Origin of the sequence: Pseudomonas sp. A6 (assembly GCF_052367875.1) — a bacterium.
Classification (GTDB): Bacteria; Pseudomonadota; Gammaproteobacteria; order Pseudomonadales; family Pseudomonadaceae; genus Pseudomonas; species Pseudomonas citronellolis.
The window spans coordinates 303847-328317 of sequence record NZ_CP198970.1 but is presented as its reverse complement, the minus strand read 5'-3'; the positions used below and the strand labels follow the sequence as shown (position 1 = coordinate 328317).

General features: G+C 68.5%; 22 protein-coding genes. 12 read left to right on the top strand and 10 right to left on the bottom strand.

Annotated features, from left to right (window positions below; genetic code table 11):
* Positions 1 to 100: 100 nt before the first annotated feature.
* A complete protein-coding gene (locus ACTWJ5_RS01430; RefSeq protein WP_116424636.1) occupies positions 101 to 1036 on the top strand; it encodes a LysR family transcriptional regulator in 936 nt (311 codons plus the stop codon).
* Here ACTWJ5_RS01430 and ACTWJ5_RS01425 read toward each other — a convergent pair.
* A complete protein-coding gene (locus ACTWJ5_RS01425) occupies positions 990 to 1202 on the bottom strand; it encodes a PA3496 family putative envelope integrity protein (RefSeq protein WP_043269785.1) in 213 nt (70 codons plus the stop codon). The genes ACTWJ5_RS01430 and ACTWJ5_RS01425 overlap by 47 nt on opposite strands.
* A 112-nt stretch (positions 1203 to 1314) precedes the next feature.
* The gene (gene hexR / locus ACTWJ5_RS01420; protein ID WP_009614923.1) at positions 1315 to 2202 is read right to left on the bottom strand and encodes a transcriptional regulator HexR; all 888 of its coding nucleotides are present in this window, start codon (positions 2200 to 2202) and stop codon (positions 1315 to 1317) included.
* A 107-nt stretch (positions 2203 to 2309) separates the two neighbouring features.
* Between hexR and zwf the strand changes: the two genes are divergently transcribed.
* Together zwf and trhP are read left to right on the top strand one after the other, a co-directional pair.
* On the top strand, positions 2310 to 3779 hold the full coding sequence (gene zwf, locus ACTWJ5_RS01415) for a glucose-6-phosphate dehydrogenase (protein WP_253408030.1): 1470 nt from the start codon (positions 2310 to 2312) through the stop codon (positions 3777 to 3779).
* Positions 3780 to 4185: 406 nt separating this feature from the next.
* Positions 4186 to 5544, top strand: a complete 1359-nt coding sequence (trhP, locus tag ACTWJ5_RS01410) for a prephenate-dependent tRNA uridine(34) hydroxylase TrhP (RefSeq protein WP_444437324.1) — start codon at positions 4186 to 4188, stop codon at positions 5542 to 5544.
* A gap of 331 nt (positions 5545 to 5875) precedes the next feature.
* On the opposite strand, the gene ACTWJ5_RS01405 is transcribed toward trhP, so the two are convergent.
* The gene (locus ACTWJ5_RS01405; protein ID WP_009614913.1) at positions 5876 to 6595 is read right to left on the bottom strand and encodes a DUF3142 domain-containing protein; all 720 of its coding nucleotides are present in this window, start codon (positions 6593 to 6595) and stop codon (positions 5876 to 5878) included.
* Between the two features lie 7 nt (positions 6596 to 6602).
* Complete coding sequence (locus ACTWJ5_RS01400) at positions 6603 to 8789, bottom strand: outer membrane assembly lipoprotein YfiO (protein ID WP_444437323.1); 2187 nt, start codon at positions 8787 to 8789, stop codon at positions 6603 to 6605.
* A 237-nt stretch (positions 8790 to 9026) separates the two neighbouring features.
* On the opposite strand from ACTWJ5_RS01400, the gene nirK reads away from it, so the two are divergent.
* From nirK to ACTWJ5_RS01370, 6 genes are all read left to right on the top strand, one after another.
* Entirely contained in the window at positions 9027 to 10175 is a 1149-nt protein-coding gene (gene nirK, locus ACTWJ5_RS01395) for a copper-containing nitrite reductase (protein WP_249918159.1), read from the top strand.
* A gap of 48 nt (positions 10176 to 10223) precedes the next feature.
* On the top strand, positions 10224 to 11036 hold the full coding sequence (locus ACTWJ5_RS01390) for an SUMF1/EgtB/PvdO family nonheme iron enzyme (RefSeq protein ID WP_249918160.1): 813 nt from the start codon (positions 10224 to 10226) through the stop codon (positions 11034 to 11036).
* 71 nt (positions 11037 to 11107) lie between these two features.
* Positions 11108 to 11839, top strand: coding sequence for a Crp/Fnr family transcriptional regulator (locus ACTWJ5_RS01385; protein ID WP_116424627.1), 732 nt, complete (start codon positions 11108 to 11110; stop codon positions 11837 to 11839).
* Between the two features lie 78 nt (positions 11840 to 11917).
* Entirely contained in the window at positions 11918 to 12589 is a 672-nt protein-coding gene (gene ytfE / locus ACTWJ5_RS01380; RefSeq protein ID WP_301500473.1) for an iron-sulfur cluster repair protein YtfE, read from the top strand.
* A 101-nt stretch (positions 12590 to 12690) separates the two neighbouring features.
* Positions 12691 to 13374 carry a Crp/Fnr family transcriptional regulator gene (locus tag ACTWJ5_RS01375; protein WP_009614901.1) on the top strand — a complete coding sequence of 228 codons (684 nt, stop codon included), beginning with the start codon at positions 12691 to 12693 and terminating at the stop codon, positions 13372 to 13374.
* A gap of 2 nt (positions 13375 to 13376) precedes the next feature.
* Complete coding sequence (locus tag ACTWJ5_RS01370) at positions 13377 to 13559, top strand: protein DnrP (protein ID WP_074978221.1); 183 nt, start codon at positions 13377 to 13379, stop codon at positions 13557 to 13559.
* Between the two features lie 686 nt (positions 13560 to 14245).
* Here the strand turns inward: ACTWJ5_RS01370 and ACTWJ5_RS01365 are convergent.
* The 6 genes from ACTWJ5_RS01365 to ACTWJ5_RS01340 form a co-directional block, all read right to left on the bottom strand.
* The gene (locus ACTWJ5_RS01365) at positions 14246 to 16093 is read right to left on the bottom strand and encodes a nitric oxide reductase activation protein NorD (RefSeq protein WP_444437322.1); all 1848 of its coding nucleotides are present in this window, start codon (positions 16091 to 16093) and stop codon (positions 14246 to 14248) included.
* Positions 16094 to 16151: 58 nt separating this feature from the next.
* The gene (locus ACTWJ5_RS01360) at positions 16152 to 17576 is read right to left on the bottom strand and encodes a cbb3-type cytochrome c oxidase subunit I (RefSeq protein WP_249920179.1); all 1425 of its coding nucleotides are present in this window, start codon (positions 17574 to 17576) and stop codon (positions 16152 to 16154) included.
* Positions 17576 to 18016, bottom strand: coding sequence for a c-type cytochrome (locus tag ACTWJ5_RS01355; protein WP_043314711.1), 441 nt, complete (start codon positions 18014 to 18016; stop codon positions 17576 to 17578). The genes ACTWJ5_RS01360 and ACTWJ5_RS01355 overlap by 1 nt, the downstream gene beginning before the upstream one ends.
* A 114-nt stretch (positions 18017 to 18130) precedes the next feature.
* Positions 18131 to 18379, bottom strand: coding sequence for a cytochrome C oxidase subunit IV family protein (locus ACTWJ5_RS01350; RefSeq protein WP_009614890.1), 249 nt, complete (start codon positions 18377 to 18379; stop codon positions 18131 to 18133).
* Positions 18376 to 18969 (bottom strand): cytochrome c oxidase subunit 3, encoded by a 594-nt coding sequence (locus ACTWJ5_RS01345; protein ID WP_074978229.1) that lies wholly within the window; start codon positions 18967 to 18969, stop codon positions 18376 to 18378. Before ACTWJ5_RS01345 ends, ACTWJ5_RS01350 begins: the two co-directional genes overlap by 4 nt.
* Entirely contained in the window at positions 18953 to 19747 is a 795-nt protein-coding gene (locus ACTWJ5_RS01340) for a CbbQ/NirQ/NorQ/GpvN family protein (protein WP_074978232.1), read from the bottom strand. The genes ACTWJ5_RS01345 and ACTWJ5_RS01340 overlap by 17 nt, the downstream gene beginning before the upstream one ends.
* Before the next feature lie 198 nt (positions 19748 to 19945).
* On the opposite strand from ACTWJ5_RS01340, the gene ACTWJ5_RS01335 reads away from it, so the two are divergent.
* The 3 genes from ACTWJ5_RS01335 to nosZ all read left to right on the top strand — a co-directional run bounded on the left by ACTWJ5_RS01335 (position 19946) and on the right by nosZ (position 24423).
* Positions 19946 to 20257: a c-type cytochrome gene (locus ACTWJ5_RS01335; protein ID WP_009614885.1), complete on the top strand. Its 312-nt coding sequence runs from the start codon at positions 19946 to 19948 to the stop codon at positions 20255 to 20257.
* A gap of 115 nt (positions 20258 to 20372) precedes the next feature.
* Entirely contained in the window at positions 20373 to 22472 is a 2100-nt protein-coding gene (gene nosR / locus ACTWJ5_RS01330) for a transcriptional regulator NosR (protein ID WP_444439711.1), read from the top strand.
* Between the two features lie 37 nt (positions 22473 to 22509).
* Positions 22510 to 24423: a TAT-dependent nitrous-oxide reductase gene (gene nosZ / locus ACTWJ5_RS01325; RefSeq protein ID WP_444437321.1), complete on the top strand. Its 1914-nt coding sequence runs from the start codon at positions 22510 to 22512 to the stop codon at positions 24421 to 24423.
* The last annotated feature ends 48 nt before the right edge of the window (positions 24424 to 24471 follow it).

Below are 24471 nucleotides of genomic sequence, written 5' to 3'. Positions count from 1 at the left end.
GATTACCCAAAATCAATATTTATTGGGATAGCCATAATTTTTGACTTATAGTCGAGCGAACTGACCCGTGCGGGAGCCGGTGCGAATGCGTAAGTCCTTGATGCGAATGACACTTCGCCAACTGCAGGTTTTCCGTGCAGTGTGCGAGAGCCGTTCCTACAGCCGCGCCGCGGAGGAAATGGCGCTGACCCAGCCGGCGGTCAGCCTGCAGATCCGCCAACTGGAAGAACTGGTCGGCCAGCCGCTGTTCGAGTACATCGGCAAGAAGCTCTACCAGACCGACGCCGCCGACGCCCTGCTGCGCGCCAGCACCGACATCTTCCAGCGCCTGGAAGTGCTGGACATGCAGCTCTCCGACCTCAAGGGCTCGCTGCAGGGCCAACTGCGCCTGGCGGTGGAGTCCAGCGCCAAGTACATCACCCCGCACCTGTTCGCCGCCTTCCAGAAGCAGCACCCGGACGTCAGCCTGCACCTCACCGTGGTCAACCGCGCCCAGGTGATCAAGCGCCTGTCGGATAACCGCGACGACCTGGTGATCATGTCCCTGGTGCCGCAGGACATGGCCCTGGAGTTCCTGCCCTTCCTGAACAACCCGATCGTCGCGGTGGCGCCGCCCGACCACCCGCTGTGCAGCGCCGCCAAGCTGTCGCTGAAGGACCTGGAATCCTGGCCGCTGCTGATCCGCGAGCCCGGCTCGGGCACGCGCAAGGCCTGCGAGGAACACTTCCAGCAGAAGCGCGCGCACTTCCCGCAGACGCTGGAATTCGCCTCGCTGGAAGGCTCACGGGAAGGGGTATTGGCCGGCCTCGGCCTGGCCCTGCTGCCGCGCCACGCGGTGAGCCGCGAACTGCGCGCCGGGCTGCTGCGCGAACTGCCGGTGGAGGAGCTGCCGCTCTACCGCAGCTGGTGCCTGGTGCACGCCCGCGGCAAGCGCCTGAGCCCGGTGGCCCAGGCGTTCGTCGCCTTCATCCGCGAGGAGCGCGCGCTGATCAGCCAGCTGGCCGAGCGCTTTTCACCGACGCCCGCGCAGAATTGAGGTAATTGGCGGCGATCAGGTCGGGATAATCGGACATCTCGCGGTCGAGACGTTGCGCTTCGAGGCGCTCTTCGATGGCCCGGCGGAACTGCATTCGGCGCTGGTCCTCGAGCTTGCGGCGGGTCTTGCTGTCCAGGTGCTGGGTGTCGTCGATATGGCGTTGCATCTCGCATCTCCCAAGGCCGAAGGGCTGGAGACGCCAGGATGCTGACGACGGATGACAGTTTGAGGGCGCGCCGGTGAAGCGCCGGTGACGCCGACGAGTGGTCGGCGCCGGCTCAGGACGTCTCTTCCGGCCGCGGTTCCTCGTGGCTCTTCACCACCTTGGGCGACAGGCGCAGGCTGCGCAGGCTGCGCTTGACGCTCTTGAGGTGGTTGACCAGGTCCGGGCCGCGGGCCATGGCCACGCCCATGGCCAGCACGTCGATCACCACCAGGTGGGCGATGCGCGAGGTCAGCGGGGTGTAGATGTCGGTGTCTTCGTGGACGTCCACCGCCAGGTTCACCGTGGCCAGGTCGGCCAGCGGGGTCTGGCTGGGGCACAGGGTGATCAGGGTGGCGCCGGCCTCGCGGACCAGGTTGGCGGTCACCAGCAGGTCCTTGGAGCGGCCGGACTGCGAGATGCAGATGGCCACGTCGCTGGGCTTCAGGGTCACCGCCGACATCGCCTGCATGTGCGGGTCGGAATAGGCCGCGGCCGAGAGCAGCAGGCGGAAGAACTTGTGCTGGGCGTCCGCGGCCACCGCGCCGGAGGCGCCGAAGCCGTAGAACTCCACGCGCTGGGCATGGGCGATGGCGGCGATGGCGCGCTCCAGGGCGTGGGTGTCGAGCTTCTCGCGCACTTCCATCAGCGAGTGCAGGGTGGTGTCGAAGATCTTCAGGCTGAAGTCGGTGACCGAGTCGCTTTCGCTGATCGCGAACTGGCCGAAGCTGGCGCCGGCGGCCAGGCTCTGCGCCAGCTTCAGCTTGAGGTCCTGGAAGCCGGTGCAGCCGATGGCGCGGCAGAAGCGCACGATGGTCGGCTCGCTGACGCCCACCCCGTGGGCGAGGTCGGCCATGGAGCTGTGCATGACCGAGGCGGGGTCCTGCATCACGTGATCGGCGACCTTGAGTTCCGACTTGCGAAGCAGATGACGCGACTGGGCAATGTGCTGCAACAGGTTCACTGGGCTGGACTCGGCTATGATCGGCGGATGGGATGTAGTCGGCTTGTAGTTATACTACAAGTCAGGTGGTCACGCCCAGGCAATAAGTGGTGGAGCAGTACCCGATGATGTCCGAATCTTCCGCATTTCCCCTTTCCTGCGACATTCTGGTGTTCGGTGGCACCGGCGACCTGGCGCTGCACAAGCTGCTGCCGGCGCTCTACCACCTGCACCGCGAGGAGCGCCTGCCGGCCGACACCCGCATCCTCGCCCTGGCCCGCAGCCAGCGCTCGCAGGAGGCCTACCTGGCGCTGGCCGAGCGGCACTGCCGGGCGCAGGTCGCGCGGGCCGACTTCAGCGTCGCCGACTGGCAGAGCTTCGCCACGCGCCTGGACTACCTAGCCATGGACGCCTCGCAGAGCGCCGACTTCAGCCGCCTGCGCCAGCGCCTGAAGTTCGGCCACGAGCGCGTGCTGGTGCACTACCTGGCCACCGCCCCGGACCTCTTCGCGCCCATCGCGCAGAACCTCAAGGTCGCGGGCCTGGCCGGGCCGAACACGCGCATCGTGCTGGAGAAGCCGCTGGGCCATTCGCTGGAGTCGGCGCGGGCGATCAACCAGGCCATCGGCCAGGTGTTCGACGAGTCGCGGGTGTTCCGCATCGACCACTACCTGGGCAAGGAGACGGTGCAGAACCTGCTGGCCCTGCGCTTCGCCAACACCCTGTTCGAGCCGCTGTGGCGCAGCGCCTACGTCGACCACGTGCAGATCAGCGTCAACGAGACCCTCGGCGTGGAGAACCGCGGCGCCTACTACGACCACGCCGGGGCCATGCGCGACATGGTGCAGAACCACCTGCTGCAGCTGCTGTGCCTGGTGGCCATGGAGGTGCCGGTGCACTTCGACGCCGAGTCGGTGCGCGACGAGAAGCTGAAGATCCTCCAGGCCCTGCGCCCGATCGGCGGCCTCGACGTGCAGGACCGCACCGTGCGCGGCCAGTACGGCGCCGGGCGGATCGGCGGCCAGGAGGTGCCGGCCTACTGGTTCGAGAAGAACGTGGACAACGACAGCGACACCGAGACCTTCGTCGCCCTGCGCGCCGAGATCGACAACTGGCGCTGGGCCGGCGTGCCCTTCTACCTGCGCACCGGCAAGCGCATGGCGAAGAAGTGCTCGGAGATCGTCATCCAGTTCAAGCCGGTGCCCCACGCCCTGATCGGCGACGGCAGCGGCCCGGCCAACCGCCTGTGGATAAGGTTGCAGCCGGAGGAGCGCATCAGCCTGCAACTGATGACCAAGACCCCCGGCAAGGGCATGCGCCTGGAACCGGCCGAGCTGGACCTGAACCTAGCGCAGACCGCCAGCCCCGGCAAGCGCCGCTGGGACGCCTACGAGCGCCTGCTGCTGGACGTGATCCAGGGCGACTCGACGCTGTTCATGCGCCGCGACGAGGTGGAAGCCGCCTGGCGCTGGATCGACCCGATCATCGCCGGCTGGCAGGAGCACTACCAGCGCCCAAGGCCCTATCCCGCCGGCAGCAATGGGCCGGAGCAGGCGCAGATGTTGTTGGAGCTGCAGGGGCGGCGGTGGTTGGAGTGAGGTTGAGCTTTTTGTGTAGGAGCGAGCTTGCTCGCGAACGGGGCTTCGCCGGCAATTTCGGTGCTTGACCTGGAGAGCGCCCTCTCCCTAACCCTCTCCCTGAAGGGAGAGGGGACCGTTGGGCAGAACTGGATGTTCTGGAGTCAGCCGGTAGCACCGAAGGTTTCCGGCTGAAACCATTCCTCCTCTCGGCACGGACTAGCCCCCTCTCCCTTCAGGGCGGGGCGCGCAGCCGAGGGCTGAGGAGAGGGAGAGGAGTCAAACCGAAACACCGGGGCCACCTGGAAACCTCATTCGCGAGCAAGCTCGCTCCTACGAAAAGCCCCACCAACATTGACCCCGCGCAGGGCACCAACCCCCCGCCCCCGCTAGAGTGTAGCGTTTTATCCACAACCGTCCCCACACCATGCTCCAAGCCCCCGAACTGCTCTCCCCCGCCGGCTCGCTGAAAGCCATGCGCCACGCCTTCGCCTACGGCGCCGATGCCGTCTATGCCGGGCAACCGCGCTACAGCCTGCGGGTGCGCAACAACGAATTCGACCTGGCCAACCTGGCCATCGGTATCGCCGAGGCCCATGCCCTGGGCAAGCGTTTCTACCTGGTGGTGAACATCGCCCCGCACAACGCCAAATTGAAAACCTTCCTGGCCGACCTGGAACCGGTGCTGGCCCTGGGGCCGGATGCGCTGATCATGTCCGACCCGGGGATGATCATGCTGGTGCGCCAGCATTTCCCCGCGGCGAACATCCACCTCTCGGTGCAGGCCAACGCGGTGAACTGGGCCAGCGTGGCCTTCTGGCGCGACCAGGGCCTGAGCCGGGTGATCCTCTCCCGCGAGTTGTCGCTGGAGGAGATCGGCGAGATCCGCGAGAAGGTCCCGGACATGGAGCTGGAGGTGTTCGTCCACGGCGCCCTGTGCATGGCCTACTCCGGGCGCTGCCTGCTGTCGGGCTACATCAACCGCCGCGACCCCAACCAGGGCACCTGCACCAATGCCTGCCGCTGGCAGTACCAGGCGCACCCGGCCCGGGAGGACGAGCTGGGCCAACTGGTGCGCGAACCCACCCTCGGCGAAGGCGCGCCCACCGACGCGGTGTTTCTGCTGGAGGAGGGCAACCGCCCTGGCGAATTGATGGAGGCCCACGAGGACGAGCACGGCACCTACATCATGAATTCCAAGGACCTGCGCGCCATCCAGCACGTGCAGCGCCTGGCCGAGATGGGCGTGCACTCGCTGAAGATCGAGGGCCGCACCAAGTCGCACTACTACGTGGCGCGCACCGCCCAGGCCTACCGCAAGGCGATCGACGACGCCGTGGCCGGCCGGCCCTTCGACCGTGGCTTGATGGACGAGCTGGAGTCCCTGGCCCACCGTGGCTACACCGAGGGCTTCCTGCGCCGTCATGTGCATGACGAGTATCAGAATTACCAGTACGGCAGCTCGCGGGCGGAACGGCAGCAGTTTGTCGGGGAATTCACTGGCGGGCGGCGTGGCGGCCTCGCCGAGGTAAGGGTGAAGAACCGCTTCGCGGTGGGTGACAGCCTCGAACTCATGACGCCGGGAGGGAACCGTACGCTGCGGCTGGAACGTCTGGAGAATGTTCGTGGTGAAGCCATCGAGGTGGCGCCGGGTGATGGGCACGTCGTGTATCTGCCGGTGCCGGAGGGGGTGGAGTTGGACTATGGGTTGCTGATGCGGGATCTGGTGGAGCGGCCGGCTAAGGCGGGGTGTGGGGGGAGTTGTGGTTGCGGAGGCTCTTCGTAGGAACGAGGGGGACGCCTAGTTCTTGCTCGCGAACGGGGCTTCGCTGGCAATCTCGGCGCTTGACCTGAAGAGCGCCCTCTCCCTAACCCTCTCCCTGAAGGGAGAGGGGACTGTTCGGCGTGCTTGGGTATTCCTGAGTCAGCCGGCAGCTCCGCAGGTTTCAGGTGAAACCACACCCTCTCTCGGCACGGACTAGCCCCCTCTCCCTTCAGGGCGGGGCGCGCAGCCGAGGGCTGGGGAGAGGGGACGGAGTCAACCCAAGGCTCCGTTGCAACCGGGAAACTCCGTTCGCGAGCAAGCTCGCTCCTACAAAATCCCCCCGACCACCAACTCACGGATTCTGCAAAAACACCACGTATCCCCGGAACCACGGACTGCGCTCCAGATACTCCGGCGCCTGCCACTGCCCGTACTGCGCCAGGCCGATGCGGAACGGCAGCTGCAGGCGCGCCACCCTGGGCAGGTAGCGCTGGTAGTCGGGAATCGTCCGGCGCCCCTGGTAGGTCTGCACCACCACCTCGTCCACCACGTCCTTGAGTTCATTGATGGTCGCCGGCTCCGCGTTGCTGCTCCAGTCCAGCAGGCCGGTGATGCTCAGGCGGTATTCGATCGGCAGGCGCCGGCGGAAGTCGCGCAGGAAGGCCACGTATTCGTGGAGGTAGCGGGTGCGGGCGTCGAAGTCGATCTGCACGCCCAGCAGCGGGTTGCCGGCGCGCTGCCAGCGGCGCAGCTGGGCCAGCAGGGTCGCGTAGCTGTCCTCGCTCCAGCGCAGGCTGTGGGCACGGTAGACCAGCCACACCTGGCCCGTGCGCAGGCGCGGCATGGCGATGCCCTGGGCGTGCAGGCGCGCCGGTTGTTCGGGGGCGCCGCGCGGGGCGCTGACCTGGCCCTGCAGCACGTAGAGCGTGCGCGCCTGGCGCAGCACCGGCTGGGCCTGCACGCCGCCCCACAGCCAGAAGGCGTCGTAGTCGGCGGCATCCACCACCCCGGCGCGGGCCGTGGCGCTCCACAGCAGCAGGCCCAGCGCCAGACTCTTCGCGGCCAGGCCCATGGCCGCGCTACCAGTAATACTTCAGCGATTTCGACCAGGGCGTGTCGGCGTACTGCGTCTTCAGGGTGCGGAACCAGCGCTTGCGTTGCGCCGGGGCGATGTCCTGCTTGCCGCAGCCGTTGTAGCCGCTGGGCGCGTAGCAGTTGATCGCACGGTACAGCGCATAGGCCTTGTCGTCGCTGCCGGCCTGGTCGTCGGCGATCACCTTCAGGTAGCCGTCCAGGCGCGAGTAGGGCTCGCCCTCGAACAGCGACGGGCTGCCGCCCAGCTCGCGCACGCCGGGCTGGTTGTCCAGCGGGAAGCTGTCGAGGTTGTTGCGCAGGATGAACTCGCCGAAGCAGTTCAGCGCCTGCGGCGGCTGCGGTTCCTGCTGCAGGGCCAGGGCGAGGTCGCGGATGGCCGGGCAGTCGTAGCCGGCGTTGCCCTTGCCGCCCGGCCACTGGAACAGGCTCAGCGGCTGCCCGCCGCCATAGACGAAGCCGAGGCTGGCGCTCAGCGGCTTGGTCGAGGGCTCGGCCGGCAGCAGCGCGAGGTCGTTGACGAAGTTGGCGTAGCGGCCGTGCAGCAGGTCCTTGTACAGCAGGGTGAAGAGCGCGGTGTCGCGCTCCTCGGCCGGCGCCGTCTCGGACTTCACCTGCTGGCGCAGCAGTTCGGGGCCGGCGATGTGGCGCAGCAGCAGCTCGCGGATGGCCGGGGTGCGCACCGGTGAGTTCTCCGCATAGACCTTCACCAGGCGGTCGCTGCGCTCGTAGTTGAAGGCCAGCGCCAGTTCCAGCTGCTCGCGCTGCAGAGGCTGGCGGGCCAGCGGCAGCAGTTGCAGCCAGAGCTTCTCCGCGCCCAGCCAGTCGTTGCCGGCCTCCAGGGCGAAGCCGCGCAGGGTCTGCTGGCTGAAGGCGAGGTAGTCGAGCTTCTGCGGCAGGGCCTTCGGCAATTGTTCGGCCGCCTTGGCCGGCTGCTCCTCGACGTACAGCTGCCAGGCGGCCAGCAGGTAGTCGTGCAGCCCCGGCAGCTCGGCGAACAGCGGCTTCTGCGCCTGCAGCCCGGGCAGGTCGAGGGCGCGGCCCTCGCCGGCTTCGTGGTGGCGCATCTGCATCAGGTCGAGCACCGCCAGCAGGCGCGGGTTCTTGACCTCGGCCGGGTGCGCGCTGACCAGCAGCTTGTTGTCCACCTCGGCGATCAACTGGGCCTGGTCGGCGTTGCCCTGGGCCGCTTCCGGCTGGGCGAACAGCCAGGCGTACTCCGCGGCCAGGCGCCCGGGGTCGTTCATCAGCCAGTACACGCGGCGCATCAGGCCCTTGGCCGAGGTGGCGTAGCGGCCCTGTGGATAAGCCTGCAGGTAGGCCTTGAAGTCGCTCTCGGCGACCTTCAGCGCGGCCTGGTCGACCTTGCGCAGGTCGGGGTAGCCCATGTCGTCGAAGGCGTTCTGCTGCGCCTGGTTGAGCTGGCTGCGGCCGAGCATGTAGCGCGCCGTCTCGCGCAGCCACGGCAGCCGGCTGTCGTGCAGGGCCTGGAAGCTCTTGCGCGCGGCCTGGAAGTGGCCGCTGTAGAAGGCGGCGACGCCCTGCAGGTAGCCGGCGAAATCACGCCCGGCGGGGGAATCCACGTCCTTGGGCAGCAGCCCGGCGAGCTGCGCGTCGTCCCACTGGCAGCCCTGCAACAGGGCCAGGCGCGCCCGCGCCAGGCCCTGCCGCTCGGCGGGCGGCAGGTCGGCGGCCAGCAGCTGGGCGAGGAAGTCCTGGGCGGTGGCCGGGTTGTTGCTGCGGCAGCGGCTGCCCTCGCCGCTGGCGAAGCGCTCGCCGTCGGCCGGCACCGCGTCCGCCGGCAGGCCGATGCGCACCGCAAGCTCTGCCAGGGGCGCCGCCGGCTTGGCGGCGCCCGGTGCAGGATCCATGGCCTGGGGTTCGTCGAACAGGCGCGTCAGCGGGAAGGGCACCAGGCCGTAGCCCAGCTGCTGCTCGTCATCGGACAGCGCCTTGACCGGCAGGCTGGCGCGGCCGGTATCGGCCAACAGCAGCTGCAGGTTGACCCGGCTGTCGTTGCCGGGGCTCAGGAACGGCAGGCTGTTGCACACGTCCAGGGTGTCGCGCTTGAGGTTCCAGCTCGGGTAGCAGGAGTCGTCGCTGCTGGCGTAGGCCTGCTGCGCGGCAAGCACGCCAAAGGTGAGGGCCAGGAGGGGGAGTCCACGCGGGCGCATGCAAGGTCCTTGTCCGTTGGAGCCCGCGCCTTGGCGCGGGAGGTTCGCTCTTTGGGCTGGAATCTTACCTCGGCGCACAGGCACTTGCCGCATTCACACAGGCGCCGTAGGAAAAACCAGACGGCGCGCTGCGGCAGATTGTCCAGCTGCGCCGCTATTTGCTGCGGCGCAAAGAAGGTTTTCGCCCAAGGGGTTTCCCTGTGGACAACGCAATCTCGTCCATTAGGAGAAGTACCCATGGCTGACCTGGAAAAAACGCCTTTCTCGCGCCGTAGCCTGCTCGCCGGAGCCGTCGCGCTCGGCGTCGCCGGCTCGGTCCTCGGCAGCGGTCTGGCCTTCGCCAAGGAGTCGGCGCCGCTGCAGACCGGGCCGGCGCCGGACCTGTCGAAGCTGGCCAGGAGCAAGGTCGAGCTGCTCGCCCCGCCCTTCGTCCATGCCCACGAACAACGCACCAGCGCCAAGCCGCGGGTGGTGGAGTTCCGCATGGTCATCCAGGAGAAGGACCTGATCATCGACGATGACGAAACCCACATCCACGCCATGACCTTCGAGGGTTCGGTGCCCGGGCCGCTGATGGTGGTGCACCAGGACGACTACGTCGAGCTCACCCTGGTCAACCCGGCCAGCAACAGCATGGCCCACAACATCGACTTCCACGCCGCCACCGGCGCCCTGGGCGGCGGCTCGCTGACCATCGTCAACCCCGGCGAGCAGGTCAAGCTGCGCTTCAAGGCCACCCGCCCCGGCGTGTTCGTCTACCACTGCGCGCCCGGCGGGATGATGATTCCCTGGCACGTGGTCTCGGGCATGAACGGCGCGATCATGGTGCTGCCGCGCGACGGTCTGAAGGACCGCGACGGCCGCCCGCTGAAGTACGACAAGGTGTTCTACGTCGGCGAGCAGGACTTCTACGTGCCGCGCGACAAGGACGGCAAATTCAAGCGCTACGCCACGCCCGCCGAGAGCTTCAACGACACCATGGAAACCATGAAGGGGTTGATCCCCAGCCACGTGGTGTTCAACGGCCGGGTCGGCGCCCTGACCGGCAAGAACGCGCTGACCGCCAAGGTCGGCGAGACCGTGCTGATCGTCCACTCCCAGGCCAACCGCGACACCCGCCCGCACCTGATCGGCGGCCACGGCGACCACGTCTGGGCCACCGGCAAGTTCGGCAACCCGCCGGAGGAAGGCCTGGAGACCTGGTTCATCCCCGGCGGCGCCGCCGGCGCGGCGCTGTACACCTTCCGCCAGCCGGGCCTGTACGCCTACCTCAACCACAACCTGATCGAAGGCGTGGCGCTGGGCGCCACCGCGCACTTCCAGGTCGAGGGGCAGTGGGACTCCGACCTGATGAGCCAGGTCGAACCGCCCTCGCCCATCAAGTGACGCCACCGGCCGGCCTGCGAGGGCCGGCCCCGCCACGAGGGAACGCCGATGCGCAAGGCGCTGATCATCGCCCTTCCGCTGCTGCTGGTGGCCATCGCCCTGGGCGCCTGGCTGCCGCGCAGCGATCCGGGCCTGGCGCCGGAGACCGTCAGCCTGACGCCGCGGGAATACCGCTTCCGCCCCGCCGGCGACTACTGGCGCGACGCCCGCCCGGTGGATGCGCCGCTGCGCAGCGAACGCCTGGCGCCGCGCTTCGCGGTGATGAAATACCAGGTCAGCCAGGCCGAATACGCCCGCTGCGTGGACGCCGGCGCCTGCCTGGCGCTGGATGGCCAGGCCGCCACGCCCGGCGCCGACCTGCCGCTCACCGGTGCCAGCCTGCTGGATGCGCAGCTCTACGCCGACTGGCTGTCCAAGCGCACCGGCCAGCGCTGGCGCCTGCCCAGCGATGAGGAATGGGCGTTCTTCGCCGGCTCGCGCTGGGCCGACGACGCCCTGCGCATCGACGACGACGGCCGCAACCCGGCGCGCCGCTGGCTGGCGCGCTACCGCTTCGAAGCCGCGGCGGCCAGCGAAGGCCCGGCCCGGGCGCAGCCGCGCGGCAGCCATGGCCTCAACGAACTGGGGGTGGCCGACCTGGCAGGCAACGTCTGGGAGTGGACGCAGAGCTGCCACACGCGGGTCAGCCTGGATGCCGGCGGCGCGGAAAAGAGCCGCGTCGAGGCCTGCTCGATCCGCATCGCCGAGGGCCGCCACCGCGCCGCCATCAACGAATTCGTCCGCGACGCCCGCGGCGGCGGCTGCAGCGCCGGGCAACCGCCGGACAACCTGGGTTTCCGCCTGGTCAGAGAGCTGCCTTGACTTGATCCCACTCAAGTTTCGCCCCCCCGCGAAACGGGTATGCTGCGGCGGGCCCCCAGGGAATCCCGAGCGTGAGCGACAAGCCGACGATCAACCGCGCCTGGCTGGCGAACCTGCCACCCTTTGCCAACTGCACCCGCGAGGAACAGGACGACATCCTCCGCCCGGCCAGCGTGCTGCCGCTGCACTGCGGCGCCACGGTGTTCGAGCAGGGCGAGCCGGCCGAGCACTTCTACCTGCTGGTCCACGGCCGCCTCAAGGCCACCCAGCTGACCTGCGACGGCCAGCGCGTGCTGGTGCGCCTGGTCAACCCCGGCGACCTGTTCGGCTTCGTCCGCGCCCTGGGCCGCGAGGACTACCCCGCCACCGCCAGCGCCACCCAGGAAAGCCTGGCGCTGGCCTGGCCCACCGCGCTGTGGGAACCGCTGCTGGCGCGCCACCCCGGCTTCGCCCTGAACACCGTGCAGGCCATCGGCGTGCGCCTGCAGGAAGCCCACGTGCGCTTCTGCGAACTGGCCACCGAGGAAGTCGAACGCCGCGTCGCCCATGCCGTACTGCGCCTGGTGCGCAGCAGCGGCCGGGCGGAGTCCGAGGGCGTGCGCATCGACTTCCCGGTCAGCCGCCAGGACATCGCCGAGATGACCGGCACCACCCTGCACACCGTCTCGCGCATCCTCTGCGCCTGGGAAGGCCGCGGCCTGGTGCGCGGCGGCCGGCAGAAGCTGCTGGTGCGCAACCCGCAGCAACTGCTGCACATCGCCGAGGGCGACGACGAACGGGAAACCGCGCACTGCGACGCTTGACCGCAATCAAGGAGCCCGGGCCACCGCCCTTCCTAGACTGGCGCCTGCCTACCGCACCGACTCCCGAGGCCCGCCGCCATGCACGACAACCTGACCGAACGCACCCTCAGCGACCTGGCCTGCAGCCTGCCCGGCAGCACCAGCCTGCTGCGCGACTACAAGCTGGACTTCTGCTGCGCCGGCCAGCGCAGCCTGCGCGAAGCCGCCAGCGAACTGGGCCTGGACGCCGAGCGCATCGCCAGCGAACTGCGCGCCCTGCGCCCGGCCAGCGCAGAGCGCGACTGGCGCCAGGCGAGCAACGCCGAACTGATCGAGCACATCCTCGAGCGCTACCACCAGCGCCATCGCCAGCAGTTCCCCGCGCTGCTGCCGCTGGCCCAGCGCGTGGAGCGCACCCACGCCGCGCACCCGTACTGCCCCCACGGCCTGGTGGCGCTGCTGGAGCGGATGCAGGAAGAACTCGAATCGCACATGTGCAAGGAGGAGCACATCCTGTTCCCCTGGCTGATCCAGGGCGTGTCGCTGCTACACGTGCAGGGGCCGATCGGGGTGATGCGCCACGAGCACGACGAACATGCCCAGTCCCTGGCCGCGCTGGCCGAGCTGACCGACGACCTGACCGCCCCGGCCAACGCCTGCACCACCTGGCGCGCGCTCTACGCCGGGCTGGAGGAGCTGCGCCGCGACCTGATGCAGCACATCCACCTGGAGAACAACCTGCTGTTCGTCGGCGCCAACCGGCCGCAATGACCACTCATCGGCCGGAGGCCGGCGTGACAGCATGCCTCACCCCTCAACCCGCGCATGGCGAGCATACTGGGCGGATGTCCCCGGCCCAGGAAAGCTCCGCCATGCAGTCCCAGCGCGTCCACCAGCAGATCCTGCGCGGGCATCACCTGTTCGATGCCCTCGACGAGGCGCAGCTGGAACAGCTGCTCGCCACCTGCCAGCTGCTCAACCTCGACAAGGGCGACAAGCTGTTCCACCAGGGCGAGCCGGCGCATGCGTTCTTCTTCGTGATATCCGGCGCGGTGAAGATCTTCCGGCTGACCCCGGAGGGCCAGGAGAAGGTGCTGGAAGTGGTGGTCGGCCGGCAGACCTTCGCCGAGGCCATGATGTTCATGGACACCCCGGACTACGTCGCCTCGGCCCAGGCGCTGGAGCCGACGCAGGTCTACCGCTTCGCCAACCGCACCTACCTGGAACTGCTGCACAGCAACCCGCAGCTGCCCTTCGCCCTGCTCGGCACCCTGTGCATCCGCCTGCACCGGCGGATCAACGAGATCGAGACGCTGTCGCTGAAGAACTCCACCCACCGGGTGGTGCGCTACCTGCTGACGCTGCTCAACCGCCACGGCGACGCCGACCTGCGCTTCGACCTGCCGATGGCCAAGCAACTGGTGGCCGGGCATCTGTCGATCCAGCCGGAAACCTTCTCCCGCGTGCTGCGCCGGTTGATCGACGAACGCATCATCGACCTGCAGGGCCGCACCGTGCAGGTCCTCGATCCGCTGCGCCTGGAGCAGTTCGAATAGGTATGCGCCAGTGCCTGTATTGCCAGCAAGCCAGCACCGACGAGCACGCCGACTGCCCGCACTGCGGCATGCCGCTCCCGGCCGAACAGGCCCTGGCCCGGCAGAGGCGGCTGCGTCGGTTCCGGGTTTTCTGCGTCATTCTCGCGCTGTTCTGCGTGGCCATGGCCGTCTGGTTGCCGCGCTGACGGAGCCGGGAGGCTTCTCGTAGGATGGGTTGAGCGAAGCGATACCCATCACCACCACCGCATGGGTTTCGCAAGCTCAACCCATCCTACAAAAAGCACCTCGGCACAGCCTGCAAGGCAGTTGCTCCCTCGCTGTTTTCTGGGTTCCCGCGTTCGCGGGAATGACGTCGGAAAACACGAATCTTAATCCCGTCATTCCCGCGAACGCGGGAACCCAATAGACAGCCGAATGCTTCTCGTAGGAGCGAGCTTGCTCGCGAACGGGGTTTCCGGCGACGCAGGTGTTGGGCTCAAGAGCGCCCTCTCCCCAACCCTCTCCCGCAAGCGGGAGAGGGGGCTGTCCTGAGCGGCCGGAAAATCCGGAGTCATCCTGATACGCCTAGCTACGAGGTGCTTTTCGTAGGAGCGAGCTTGCTCGCGAACAGGATTTGCCGGTGACACAGGTGTTGAACTCAAGAGCACCCTCTCCCCAACCCTCTCCCGCAAGCGGGAGAGGGGGCTGTCCTGAGCGGCCGAAAAATCCGGTCGCGAACGGATCTCGCTGCGGGGATTGGTTCGCGAGCAAGAACTAGGTGTCCCCCTCGCTCCTACAACGGGCTGTCCACCGCCTCACTCGCCACATCGTCCCCTGTAGGAGCGCGCCCTGCGCGCGATTCGCGGGCAGGGCCCGCTCCTACAATGGCGCTTCACTCACGGCGGCGGGTCAGTTGGCGGTACAGCTGCGGCAGGCGCAGCGGCAGCTGGGCCGGGTCGTGCAGCATCAGGTAGCCCTGGTGGCCGAACAGGTGCGGCAGGTAGTCCGCCGCCTCGCGGTCGATGGTCAGGCAGAACGGCAGCACCCCGGCGCGGCGGGCTTCCAGCACCGCCTGGCGGGTGTCTTCGATGCCGTAGCGGCCCTCGTAGCAATCCAGGTCGTTGGGCTTGCCGTCGGTGAGGATCAGCAGCAGGCGCTGGCGCTCGCCGCGTTCGAGCAGCAGTTGCGTGGCCCGGCGGATCGCCGCGCCCATGCGCGTGTAGTAGCCCGGGCGCAGGGCGCGGATGCGGCCGCGCACGGCGTCGCCGTGGCGTTCCTCGAAGCTCTTCAGCTGGGTCAGGCGCACGTGGTGCCGGCGCAGCGAGGAGAAACCGTACAGCGCGAAACGGTCGCCCACCGCCTGCAATGCTTCGCCGAACAGCAGCAGGCTGTCGCCGATCAGGTCGATGACGCGGTGGCGGTCGTCCAGGTGCGCGTCGGTGGACATCGACAGGTCGGCCAGCAGCAGGCAGGCCAGGTCGCGGCGGGTTTGCCGGCGTTCGAGGAACAGGCCGGTCTCGGCGCAGGCGCCCAGGCGCCGTTCGACGCTGAAGTCCAGCCAGGCCTGCAGGTCCGGCTCGCTGCCCTGGGGCTGGCGGCGCAGCCACTGCGGTTGCTGGCGCAGGCCCTCGAACTGGCGGCGCAGGCGCCGGGCGATGGGCGCCAGCGCATCCGGCAGCGGCGCCGGCGCGGCATCGCGCGGCAGCATCGGTTGCAGGCAGACGTGGTCGGGCAGCAGGCACCCGCGCCGGTAGTCCCACTCCGGCAGGCGGATGCCCTCGCCCAGCGGCAGGTCGTCGTATTCGGCCGCCGGCAGGTCCAGGTCCAGGCGCAGGCCGCCGCCCTTGCGCTGGCGTTGCCGGGACAGGCTCAGGTGGTCGAGGTCCTCGGCCACCCGCGCGGCGTCCAGGTCCTCGCTGTCGTCGCCGGCGCGGTCCAGCTCGACGTGCTCGGACCAGCTGAACAGGTTCTCCAGGCGGAACAGCAGCAGGCCGCCGCGCCCCGGGTCCTGTTCGGTACGCTCGCCACGCTTGCGGGCGATGCCGTTGCGAGCTTCGCCCGTCGGCCTGCCCTGCTCTTCGCCGTCGACCAGCTCGGTGCGCTGCGGCGCCGCCAGTTGCTGCGGCGGATACAGCCACAACGGCAGCGGCCAGGGCGCGCGCTCGCTGCGCGGCAGGCGGAGGACGCTGCCCGGCTCGCGCAGGGCCTGGCGCAGCGCGCGCTCCAGCACCGCCTCGGCCGGCGGCAGCTGGGCCGGGTCCGGGCGCAGCGGCAGCAGCGCCTCCACCAGGCGTTCATAGCGCGGGCGCAGCAGCGGGTAGCGCTGCAACACGGCGAGGGTCCAGGCCTGGTTGTCGCCGGCCCAGTGCCGCAGCGGCTGGCTGTGCGCCGCGAGCAGCGCCAGCCAGCGGTAGAGTTCACGGTTCAGTTGCGCATCGGGGTACACCGCCAGGCTGGGCGGCAGGCGCAGGGAATCGGCGTCGAACCAGGCCACCGGCAGCTGCTGGCAGGTGCCGGCCACCTGTTGCAACAGGCTGCGGCGCACCAGCAGTTCGCGCGGGCTGGCCGCCTCCACGCCGACGCCGGCCTCGCCGCCGGTGCCGCGGAACAGCAGCAGCAGGCTGCGGCGGACCTCGTCCAGGCTCACCGTCGCGTCCTCGAACGTCGGGCTCGCGCGGCGGGTGATGAAGCGGTGCCAGGCGCGGCCGAAGCCTTCCTCCAGTTCCAGGTGAATGGTCATCGCGGCCTCGCGAAAAAAAGGGCCCGCTGCCAGGCAGACGGGCCCCGGGGGAGGGAACTCAACCGGCCTGCTGCGCCACGCCCACCGCGATGCGGCCGCGCTGGCGGAAGCTCAGCAGGTAGCAGATCAGCCCGATGAGGAAGCCGAAGCCGGCGTACAGGCGCAGCCAGAAGAACACCTTCAGTTGCTCCACCGTGGCCATGAACGGCATGGCCGCGCCGTCGGCCGGCATCCGCTGCAGCCACACCTGCACCACGCCGGCGGCGGTCAGCAGCAGGGTGATCAGCAGCATGGAGATGGTCATCAGCCAGAAGGCCCAGATCTCCAGGCTCTGCGCCCGGGCGTCGGCCGCCTCGCCGATCCCGCGCAGGCGCGGCATGGCGTAGCTGATCAGGGTGATCACGATCATCACGTAGGCGCCGTAGAAGGCCAGGTGGCCGTGGGCCGCGGTCAGCTGGGTGCCGTGGGTGTAGTAGTTCACCGGGGCCAGGGTGTGCAGGAAGCCCCACACGCCGGCGCCGAGGAACGCGGTCACCGTGGTGCCCAGGGCCCAGAGCGAGGCGGCCTTGTTCGGGTGCTCGCGGCGACGGCGGCGCACCATGTTGAAGGCGAACAGCACCATGGCGAAGAACGGCAGCGGTTCAAGCGCGGAGAAGATCGAGCCGAGCCACAGCCACACGCCCGGCGCGCCGATCCAGAAGTAGTGGTGGCCGGTGCCGATGATGCCGGTGATCAGGGCCATGGCGATGATCACGTAGAGCCACTTCTCCACCACCTCGCGGTCGACACCGGTGACCTTGATCAGCACGAAGGCCAGCATCGAGCCCATGATCAGCTCCCACACGCCTTCCACCCACAGGTGCACCACCCACCACCAGTAGTACTTGTCGCGGGCCAGGTTCTCCGGGTTGTAGAAGGAGAACAGGAAGAACACCGCAAGACCCACCAGGCCGGTCATCATCACCACGCTGACCACCGTCTTGCGGCCCTTCAGCAAGGTCATGCCGATGTTGTAGAGGAAGCCCAGGGCGACCACGACTATGCCCAGCTTGGTGATGGTCGGCTGTTCGAGGAACTCCCGGCCCATGGTCGGCAGCAGCTCGTTGTGGGTCAGCCGCGCCAGGCCCGCGTAGGGCACCAGCAGGTAGCCGAGGATGGTCAGCACCCCGGCCGCGGCGAACACCCAGAACAGCACGATCGCCAGTTTCGGGCTGTGCAGTTCGCGGTCGGCCTCCTCCGGCACCAGGTAGTAGGCCGCGCCCATGAAGCCGAACAGCAGCCAGACGATCAGCAGGTTGGTGTGCACCATGCGCGCGACGTTGAACGGGATGGCCGGGAACAGGAAGTCGCCGACCACGTACTGCATGCCCATGACCAGGCCGAAGACGATCTGCCCGACGAACAGCATCAGGGCGAACACGAAGTACGGCTTGGCCACCGCTTGCGAGGCGAATTTCAGATGGGGATTGCCCGGGTTCATGATCAACCCTCCTTGTTCGGCGGCCATTTGTTGGTATCGATCTTCGAGGTCCAGCGCAGGAAGGCCGCCAGGTCCGCCACCTCCTGGTCGCTGAGGTGGAACTGCGGCATCTGCCGGCGCCCGGGGATGCCCAGCGGCTGCATCTTCATCCAGGCGGCGAGGAAGCTGTCGAAGGCGGCGTCACCGCCGCGGCGGCCGATCACGTTGCCCAGCTCCGGCGCGAAGTAGGCGCCCTCGCCGAGCAGCGAATGGCAGCCGACGCAGTTGTTCTGCTCCCACACCAGCTTGCCGCGCACCACCGACTCGGTCAGCTCGGCCTGGTTGGTGCGTTTGGGGAAGGTGGTTTCGGTGTGATAGGTCAGGGCGAGAAACACCAGGAAGAAGAAAACGCCTCCCCCCAGGTAGATGTTCCTCGCCATGCCCTTGGTGAAGGTGTCTGACATGGGGTCCTCCTCGGTCTCGATTTGCGGCCATTCTAGGAAGGCCCCCGGGCCGATCCGCTTGATGGCGATCAAGAAAGACCAATGCTTCCTGTCAGGTATTTATTTTCAGGAAAATCAGTAGCTTGCGTGGACGGCCAGGAGGAGCACGGCGAGCGCCAGCGGCCAGCCGAGCAGCAGCCGGCGCCACAGCGCCGGGCCGTGGCCCAGCTCCATGAAGCGCAGCACGATGAGCCAGGCCTTGCCCAGCGCCAGCAGCAGGATGCTCGCCACCGGCAGCAGCGCGCTGGCGGCGTGGTTGCCGAGCCAGATGCCGGCCAGCGCCAGCGGCACCAGCAGCGCCCAGGCCAGGGCCAGCGACCTCATGGCAGCGGCGCCAACACGTAGACCAGCGGGAACAGCATCACCCACACCAGGTCGACCATGTGCCAGTACAGCGCCCCGGACTCCAGCCCGCCGAGGGCGCCCTCGGCATAGGCGCCGCGCAGGCAGCGCAGGGCCATCCAGCCGAGGATCACCAGGCCCAGCCAGACGTGCAGGAAGTGGAAGCCGGTGACCAGCCAGAACAGGGTGAAGAAGGTGCTGTGCTCCAGGTCCAGCCCGCGCTGCGCCAGGTGCAGGTACTCGCCGGCCTTCAGCCAGACGTGCAGCAGGCCGAGCGCCAGCGCCGCCAGCAGCAGGAAGCCGGCGCGGCGCTGGTAGCCGCGGCGCACCAGTTCCACCGCGGCGGCGGCGAGGAAGCCGGCGGTCAGCAGGCTCAGCGTCAGGACCAGGCCCAGGGACAGGTCCAGCGCCGCGCGGCCGTCGCGGAAGCCCTCGGCATCCAGGCGCTGGGCCACGGCGAAGACCAGGATGAGGATGGCGAAGACACTCAGTTCGGCGAGGATGAACAGCCACATCGCCAGGTCGCCCGGCAGGCGCCGGGTGCCGGCCAGGGCCTCAGGCGAAGTGGACATCGACCAGGTCCATCAGCGCGGCGACGGTGCCCTCGTCGTCGGACAGCGGCTCGGCCAACCCGGCGCGGCACGCCTCGCGCGGCGCCAGCCCGGCATGGATCAGCCGCGCGGTGAGCACCAACAGGCGCGTCGAGCAGACTTCCTCCAGCTCCTGCCGCCCCAGGCGGCGCAGGGCCACGCCCAGTTGCGCCAGGCGCTGGGCCAGCTCGCGGTCGACGTTGGCCTCGCGGGCGATGATGCCCGCCTCCACCTCCGCCGCCGGGTAATCGAAGCGCAGCGCCACGAAGCGCTGGCGGGTGCTCGGCTTCATGCCCTTGAGCAGGTTCTGGTAGCCGGGGTTGTAGGACACCACCAGCATGAAGCCGGGCGGCGCCACCAGCGACTCGCCGGTGCGCTCGATGAACAGCTCGCGGCGATCGTCGGCCAGCGGGTGCAGCACCACCACCGTGTCCTGGCGCGCCTCGACCACCTCGTCGAGGTAGCAGATGCCGCCCTCGCGCACCGCGCGGGTCAGCGGGCCGTCCTGCCACCAGGTGCCGTCGCTGCCGATCAGGTGGCGGCCGACCAGGTCCGCCGCCGACAGGTCGTCGTGGCAGGCCACGGTGTACAGCGGCCGGCCCAGGCGCTGCGCCATGTGCTGGACGAAGCGCGTCTTGCCGCAGCCGGTGGGGCCCTTGATCAGCACCGGCATGCCTTGCGCCGCGGCTTCGCTGAACAGCGTCACCTCGTTGCCGCTGGGCTGGTAGAAGAGCGGAAGTTCCTGGGCAGGGGCGTTCATGGGCGGGGTTCTCCATCGGGTTCCACGGCTTGGCACGCTAGCCAGCGCGACGATCCGCCTCAAGCGCCGCGCCGGAAGTTCTTGATTGTCATCAAGCGCCCGCGCGAAGGGCCCCTCCTAGAATCGCAGCCACCGCCGGGCGGGACGCCGGCACCTGGATCCGGCGCTGCGGCGCCAAGCCTGCGAGGAAAGAGAACCATGAACAAAGCAATGGCCGTACTGCTGGCCGCCGGGTTGCTGGCACAGGCGCCAGCCTTCGCCAGCAGCGCCGAGGACCTGTTCAAGGCCAAGGCCTGCGTGGCCTGCCACACGCTGGACAAGAAACTGGTGGGCCCGGCCTTCCATGACGTGGCGAAGAAATACGGCGACCAGTCCGACGGCGTGGCCCACGTGATGCACAGCATCCGCAAGGGCAGCCAGGGCGTCTGGGGCGCGATGCCGATGCCGCCCAACGCCGTCAGCGAGGACGAGGCCAAGACCCTGGCCGAGTGGATAGTCACGCTCAAGTAAGTTGTCGCCGAGGGGAGGAAACCCGATGGCCGCCGACCAGGATGCCCACTGTAGAACGGAGCCCGATGCCGGGCGCAAAGGCGCCGTCTGGTGCCTCCGCCTGCTGCTGGGCTGGCTGCTGCTACTGGTCGGCCTGGCTGCCCAAGGCGCCGAACTCAGTGACCTGGAGCGCACGCGCATCACCCAGGTGTTCCCCGGCGTCGAGCGCATCGGCGATGCCGAGGGCGAATTCGGCGTGCGCCGTCTGTTCAAGGGCGACGAGCTGCTCGGCTACGCCTTCCAGAGCATCCGCGTCACGCAGATGCCGGCCTATTCCGGCAAGCCGATCAACCTGCAGGTGATCCTCGATCCCCATGCGGTGATCCGCGACGCCTATGTGCTGGAACACCATGAGCCGATCCTGCTGATCGGCATCCCCGTCGAGAAACTGCATGCCTTCACCGCCGGCTATGCCGGCGTGCGGGCCGACCAGCGCGTGGTGGTCGGCCGCTCCAGCGACGCCCAGACGACCACCATCGATGCCGTCGCCGGCGCCACTGTCACCGTCATGGTGGTCAACGAGATCGTCATGCGCGCCGCCCATACCGTGGCGGTGTCCCTGGGGCTGATCGAGGACGGCGGCAGCGTGCGGCCCAAGCCCGCGCAGGTGCGCCTGGAGGCGTTCCAGCCAGCGACCTGGGCCGAGCTGACCGGCAACGGCGCGATCCGCCGCCTGCAGCTGAACCGCGGGCAGATCGACGACGCCTTCAAAGGCACCGAGGCCGCCAGCGTCGGCGCGGCCGATGCGGCGCACCGGGCGGACGACTTCATCGACCTCTACACCGCCCTGCTCAACCCGCCAACCGTCGGCCGCAACCTGCTGGGCGAGCGCCAGTACCAGGAGCTGATGGACTCGCTGAAGCCCGGCGAATACGCCATCGCCGTGCTGGGCAACGGCCAATATTCCTTCAAGGGCTCCGGCTACGTGCGCGGCGGCATCTTCGACCGGGTGCAGCTGCGCCAGTTCGGCGACATCCTCAGCTTCCGCGACCTCGACTACCAGCGCCTGTCCGACGTCTACGCCGAGGGCATGCCGGCCTTCGCCGAGATGGCCGTCTTCATCGTCCGCGCCCAGCACCGCTTCGACCCCGGCACGCCGTGGAACCTGGAACTGCTGGTGCGCCGCCAGACCGGCCCGGTGGCCAGCCTGTTCACCAGCTTCGCCCTGCCCTACCAGACGCCCGAGGCCTACCTGCTGCGGCCGCAGCCCAGCGCCGAGGAACTGGCGGCCCTGGAAGAGGCCAAGCGCCCCCTGTGGCTGCGCATCTGGTACCAGAAGAGCTTCCGGATCGGCGTGCTGCTCGGCGCCCTGGCGCTGCTCGCCACCATCCTCTTCCTGCAGGACGCCCTCACCCGCCGCCCGCACCTGCTGCACTGGGTGCGCCGCGGCTACCTGGCCTTCACCCTGGTGTTCATCGGCTGGTACTGCCTGGGCCAGCTGTCGGTGGTCAACGTGCTCACCTTCGTCCACGCACTGTTCGAAGGCTTCCGCTGGGAGCTGTTCCTCAGCGACCCCATCCTGTTCATCCTCTGGACCTTCACCGCCGCCAGCGTGCTGCTCTGGGGACGCGGCGTGTTCTGCGGCTGGCTGTGCCCGTTCGGCGCCCTGCAGGAGCTGCTCAACGAGGCCGCGCGCAAGCTGCGGGTGCCGCAGTTCGAATTGCCCTTCGCGGTCCACGAGCGACTCTGGGCGCTCAAGTACATCATCCTGCTGGCGCTGTTCGGCCTGTCCCTCGAATCGCTCTCCACGGCCGAGCGCGCCGCCGAGGTGGAGCCGTTCAAGACCGCCATCACCCTGGGCTTCGCCCGCCAGTGGGGCTTCGTCGCCTACGCCGCCGGCCTGCTGCTGGTCAACCTGTTCACCCGCAAGGTCTATTGCCGCTACCTCTGCCCGCTCGGCGCGGCCCTGGCCATCCCCGGCAAGGCGCGCCTGTTCGACTGGCTCAAGCGGCGCAAGGAATGCGGCCAACCCTGCCAGCTGTGCGCCCGCGAATGCGAGATCCAGGCCATCCACCCGGACGGCCGGATCAACGCCAACGAGTGTCACTACTGCCTCGACTGCCAACTCACCTACCACGACGAAAACAAGTGCCCGCCGCTGGTGAACAAGCGCAAGAAACGTAGCAAGCAGGCACCGGCGGACGACGGCGAGCGGATCGCCGTGCGCCAACTCTGATGCGCCAATTTTGAATAGCAACTTGGGAGGATCGGACATGAACGAGAAGAAACACCCGCAACCCGAAGACGCCAGCGGCTTCAGCCGCCGTGACTTCCTCGGCGCCTCGGCGGTCACCGGCGCCGCGGCGCTGGTCGGTGCCAGCGCCCTGGGCGGCGCGGTGATCCCGCGCGAGGCCTGGGCCGACACGGTCAAGGCGGCGCAGGCCAAGGCCCACGTCGGCCCCGGCGAGCTGGACGAGTACTACGGCTTCTGGAGCGGCGGCCACTCCGGCGAGGTGCGGGTGCTGGGCATCCCCTCGATGCGCGAGCTGATGCGCATCCCGGTGTTCAACGTCGACTCGGCCACCGGCTGGGGCCTGACCAACGAGAGCAAGCACATCCTCGGCGACAGCGCGCGCTTCCACAACGGCGACTGCCACCACCCGCACATCTCCATGACCGACGGCAAGTACGATGGCAAGTACCTGTTCATCAACGACAAGGCCAACAGCCGCGTCGCGCGCATCCGCCTGGACATCATGAAGTGCGACAGGATCGTCACCGTCCCCAACGTCCAGGCCATCCACGGCCTGCGCCTGCAGAAGGTGCCGCACACCAAGTACGTGTTCTGCAACGCCGAGTTCATCATTCCCCACCCCAACGACGGCTCCAGCTTCGACCCCGGCGCGGACAACGCCTTCACCATGTACAACGCCATCGACGCCGAGACCATGGAGGTGGCCTGGCAGGTGATCGTCGACGGCAACCTGGACAACACCGACATGGACTACACCGGCCGCTTCGCCGCCTCCACCTGCTACAACTCGGAGAAGGCGGTGGACCTGGCCGGCATGATGCGCAACGAGCGCGACTGGGTGGTGGTGTTCGACATCCCGCGCATCGAGGCCGAGATCAAGGCCAAGCGCTTCGTCACCCTGGGCGACTCCAAGGTCCCGGTGGTCGACGGCCGCCGCAAGGACGGCAAGGACAGCGCGGTGACGCGCTACATCCCGGTGCCGAAGAACCCCCACGGCCTGAACACCTCGCCGGACGGCAAGTACTTCATCGCCAACGGCAAGCTGTCGCCGACCTGCAGCATGATCGCCATCGACAAACTGCCGGACCTCTTCGCCGGCAAGCTCAAGGACCCGCGCGAGGCCATAGTCGCCGAGCCGGAGTTGGGCCTGGGCCCGCTGCACACCACCTTCGACGGCCGCGGCAACGCCTATACCACGCTGTTCATCGACAGCCAGCTGGTGAAGTGGAACCTGGAGGACGCGGTGCGCGCCTACAAGGGCGAGAAGGTCGACTACATCCGCCAGAAGCTCGACGTGCACTACCAGCCGGGGCACAACCACGCCTCGCTCTGCGAGACCCGCGAAGCCGACGGCAAGTGGGTGGTGGTGCTGAGCAAGTTCTCCAAGGACCGCTTCCTGCTCACCGGCCCGCTGCACCCGGAGAACGACCAGTTGATCGACATCTCCGGCGACGAGATGCAACTGGTCCACGACGGCCCCACCTTCGCCGAGCCGCACGACTGCATCATGGCCCGCCGCGACCAGATCAAGCCGCGCAAGATCTGGTCGCGCGACGACCCCTTCTTCGCCCCGACCGTGGCCCGGGCGAAGAAGGACGGCATCGACCTGCTCAAGGACAACAAGGTCATCCGCGACGGCAAGCAGGTGCGCGTGTACATGACCTCCATGGCGCCCACCTACGGGATCACCGAGTTCACCGTGAAGCAGGGTGACGAGGTCACGGTGACCATCACCAACCTCGACGAGATCGAGGACGTGACCCACGGCTTCGCCATGGTCAACCACGGCGTGAACATGGAGATCAGCCCGCAGCAGACCTCGTCCATCACCTTCGTCGCCGACAGGCCCGGGGTGCACTGGTACTACTGCAGCTGGTTCTGCCATGCCCTGCACATGGAAATGGTCGGCCGCATGCTGGTGGAAAAGGCCTGATACGGGCCGCGGGCGCTGCCGGGCTCGGGGGCCCGGCAGCCGCCACCT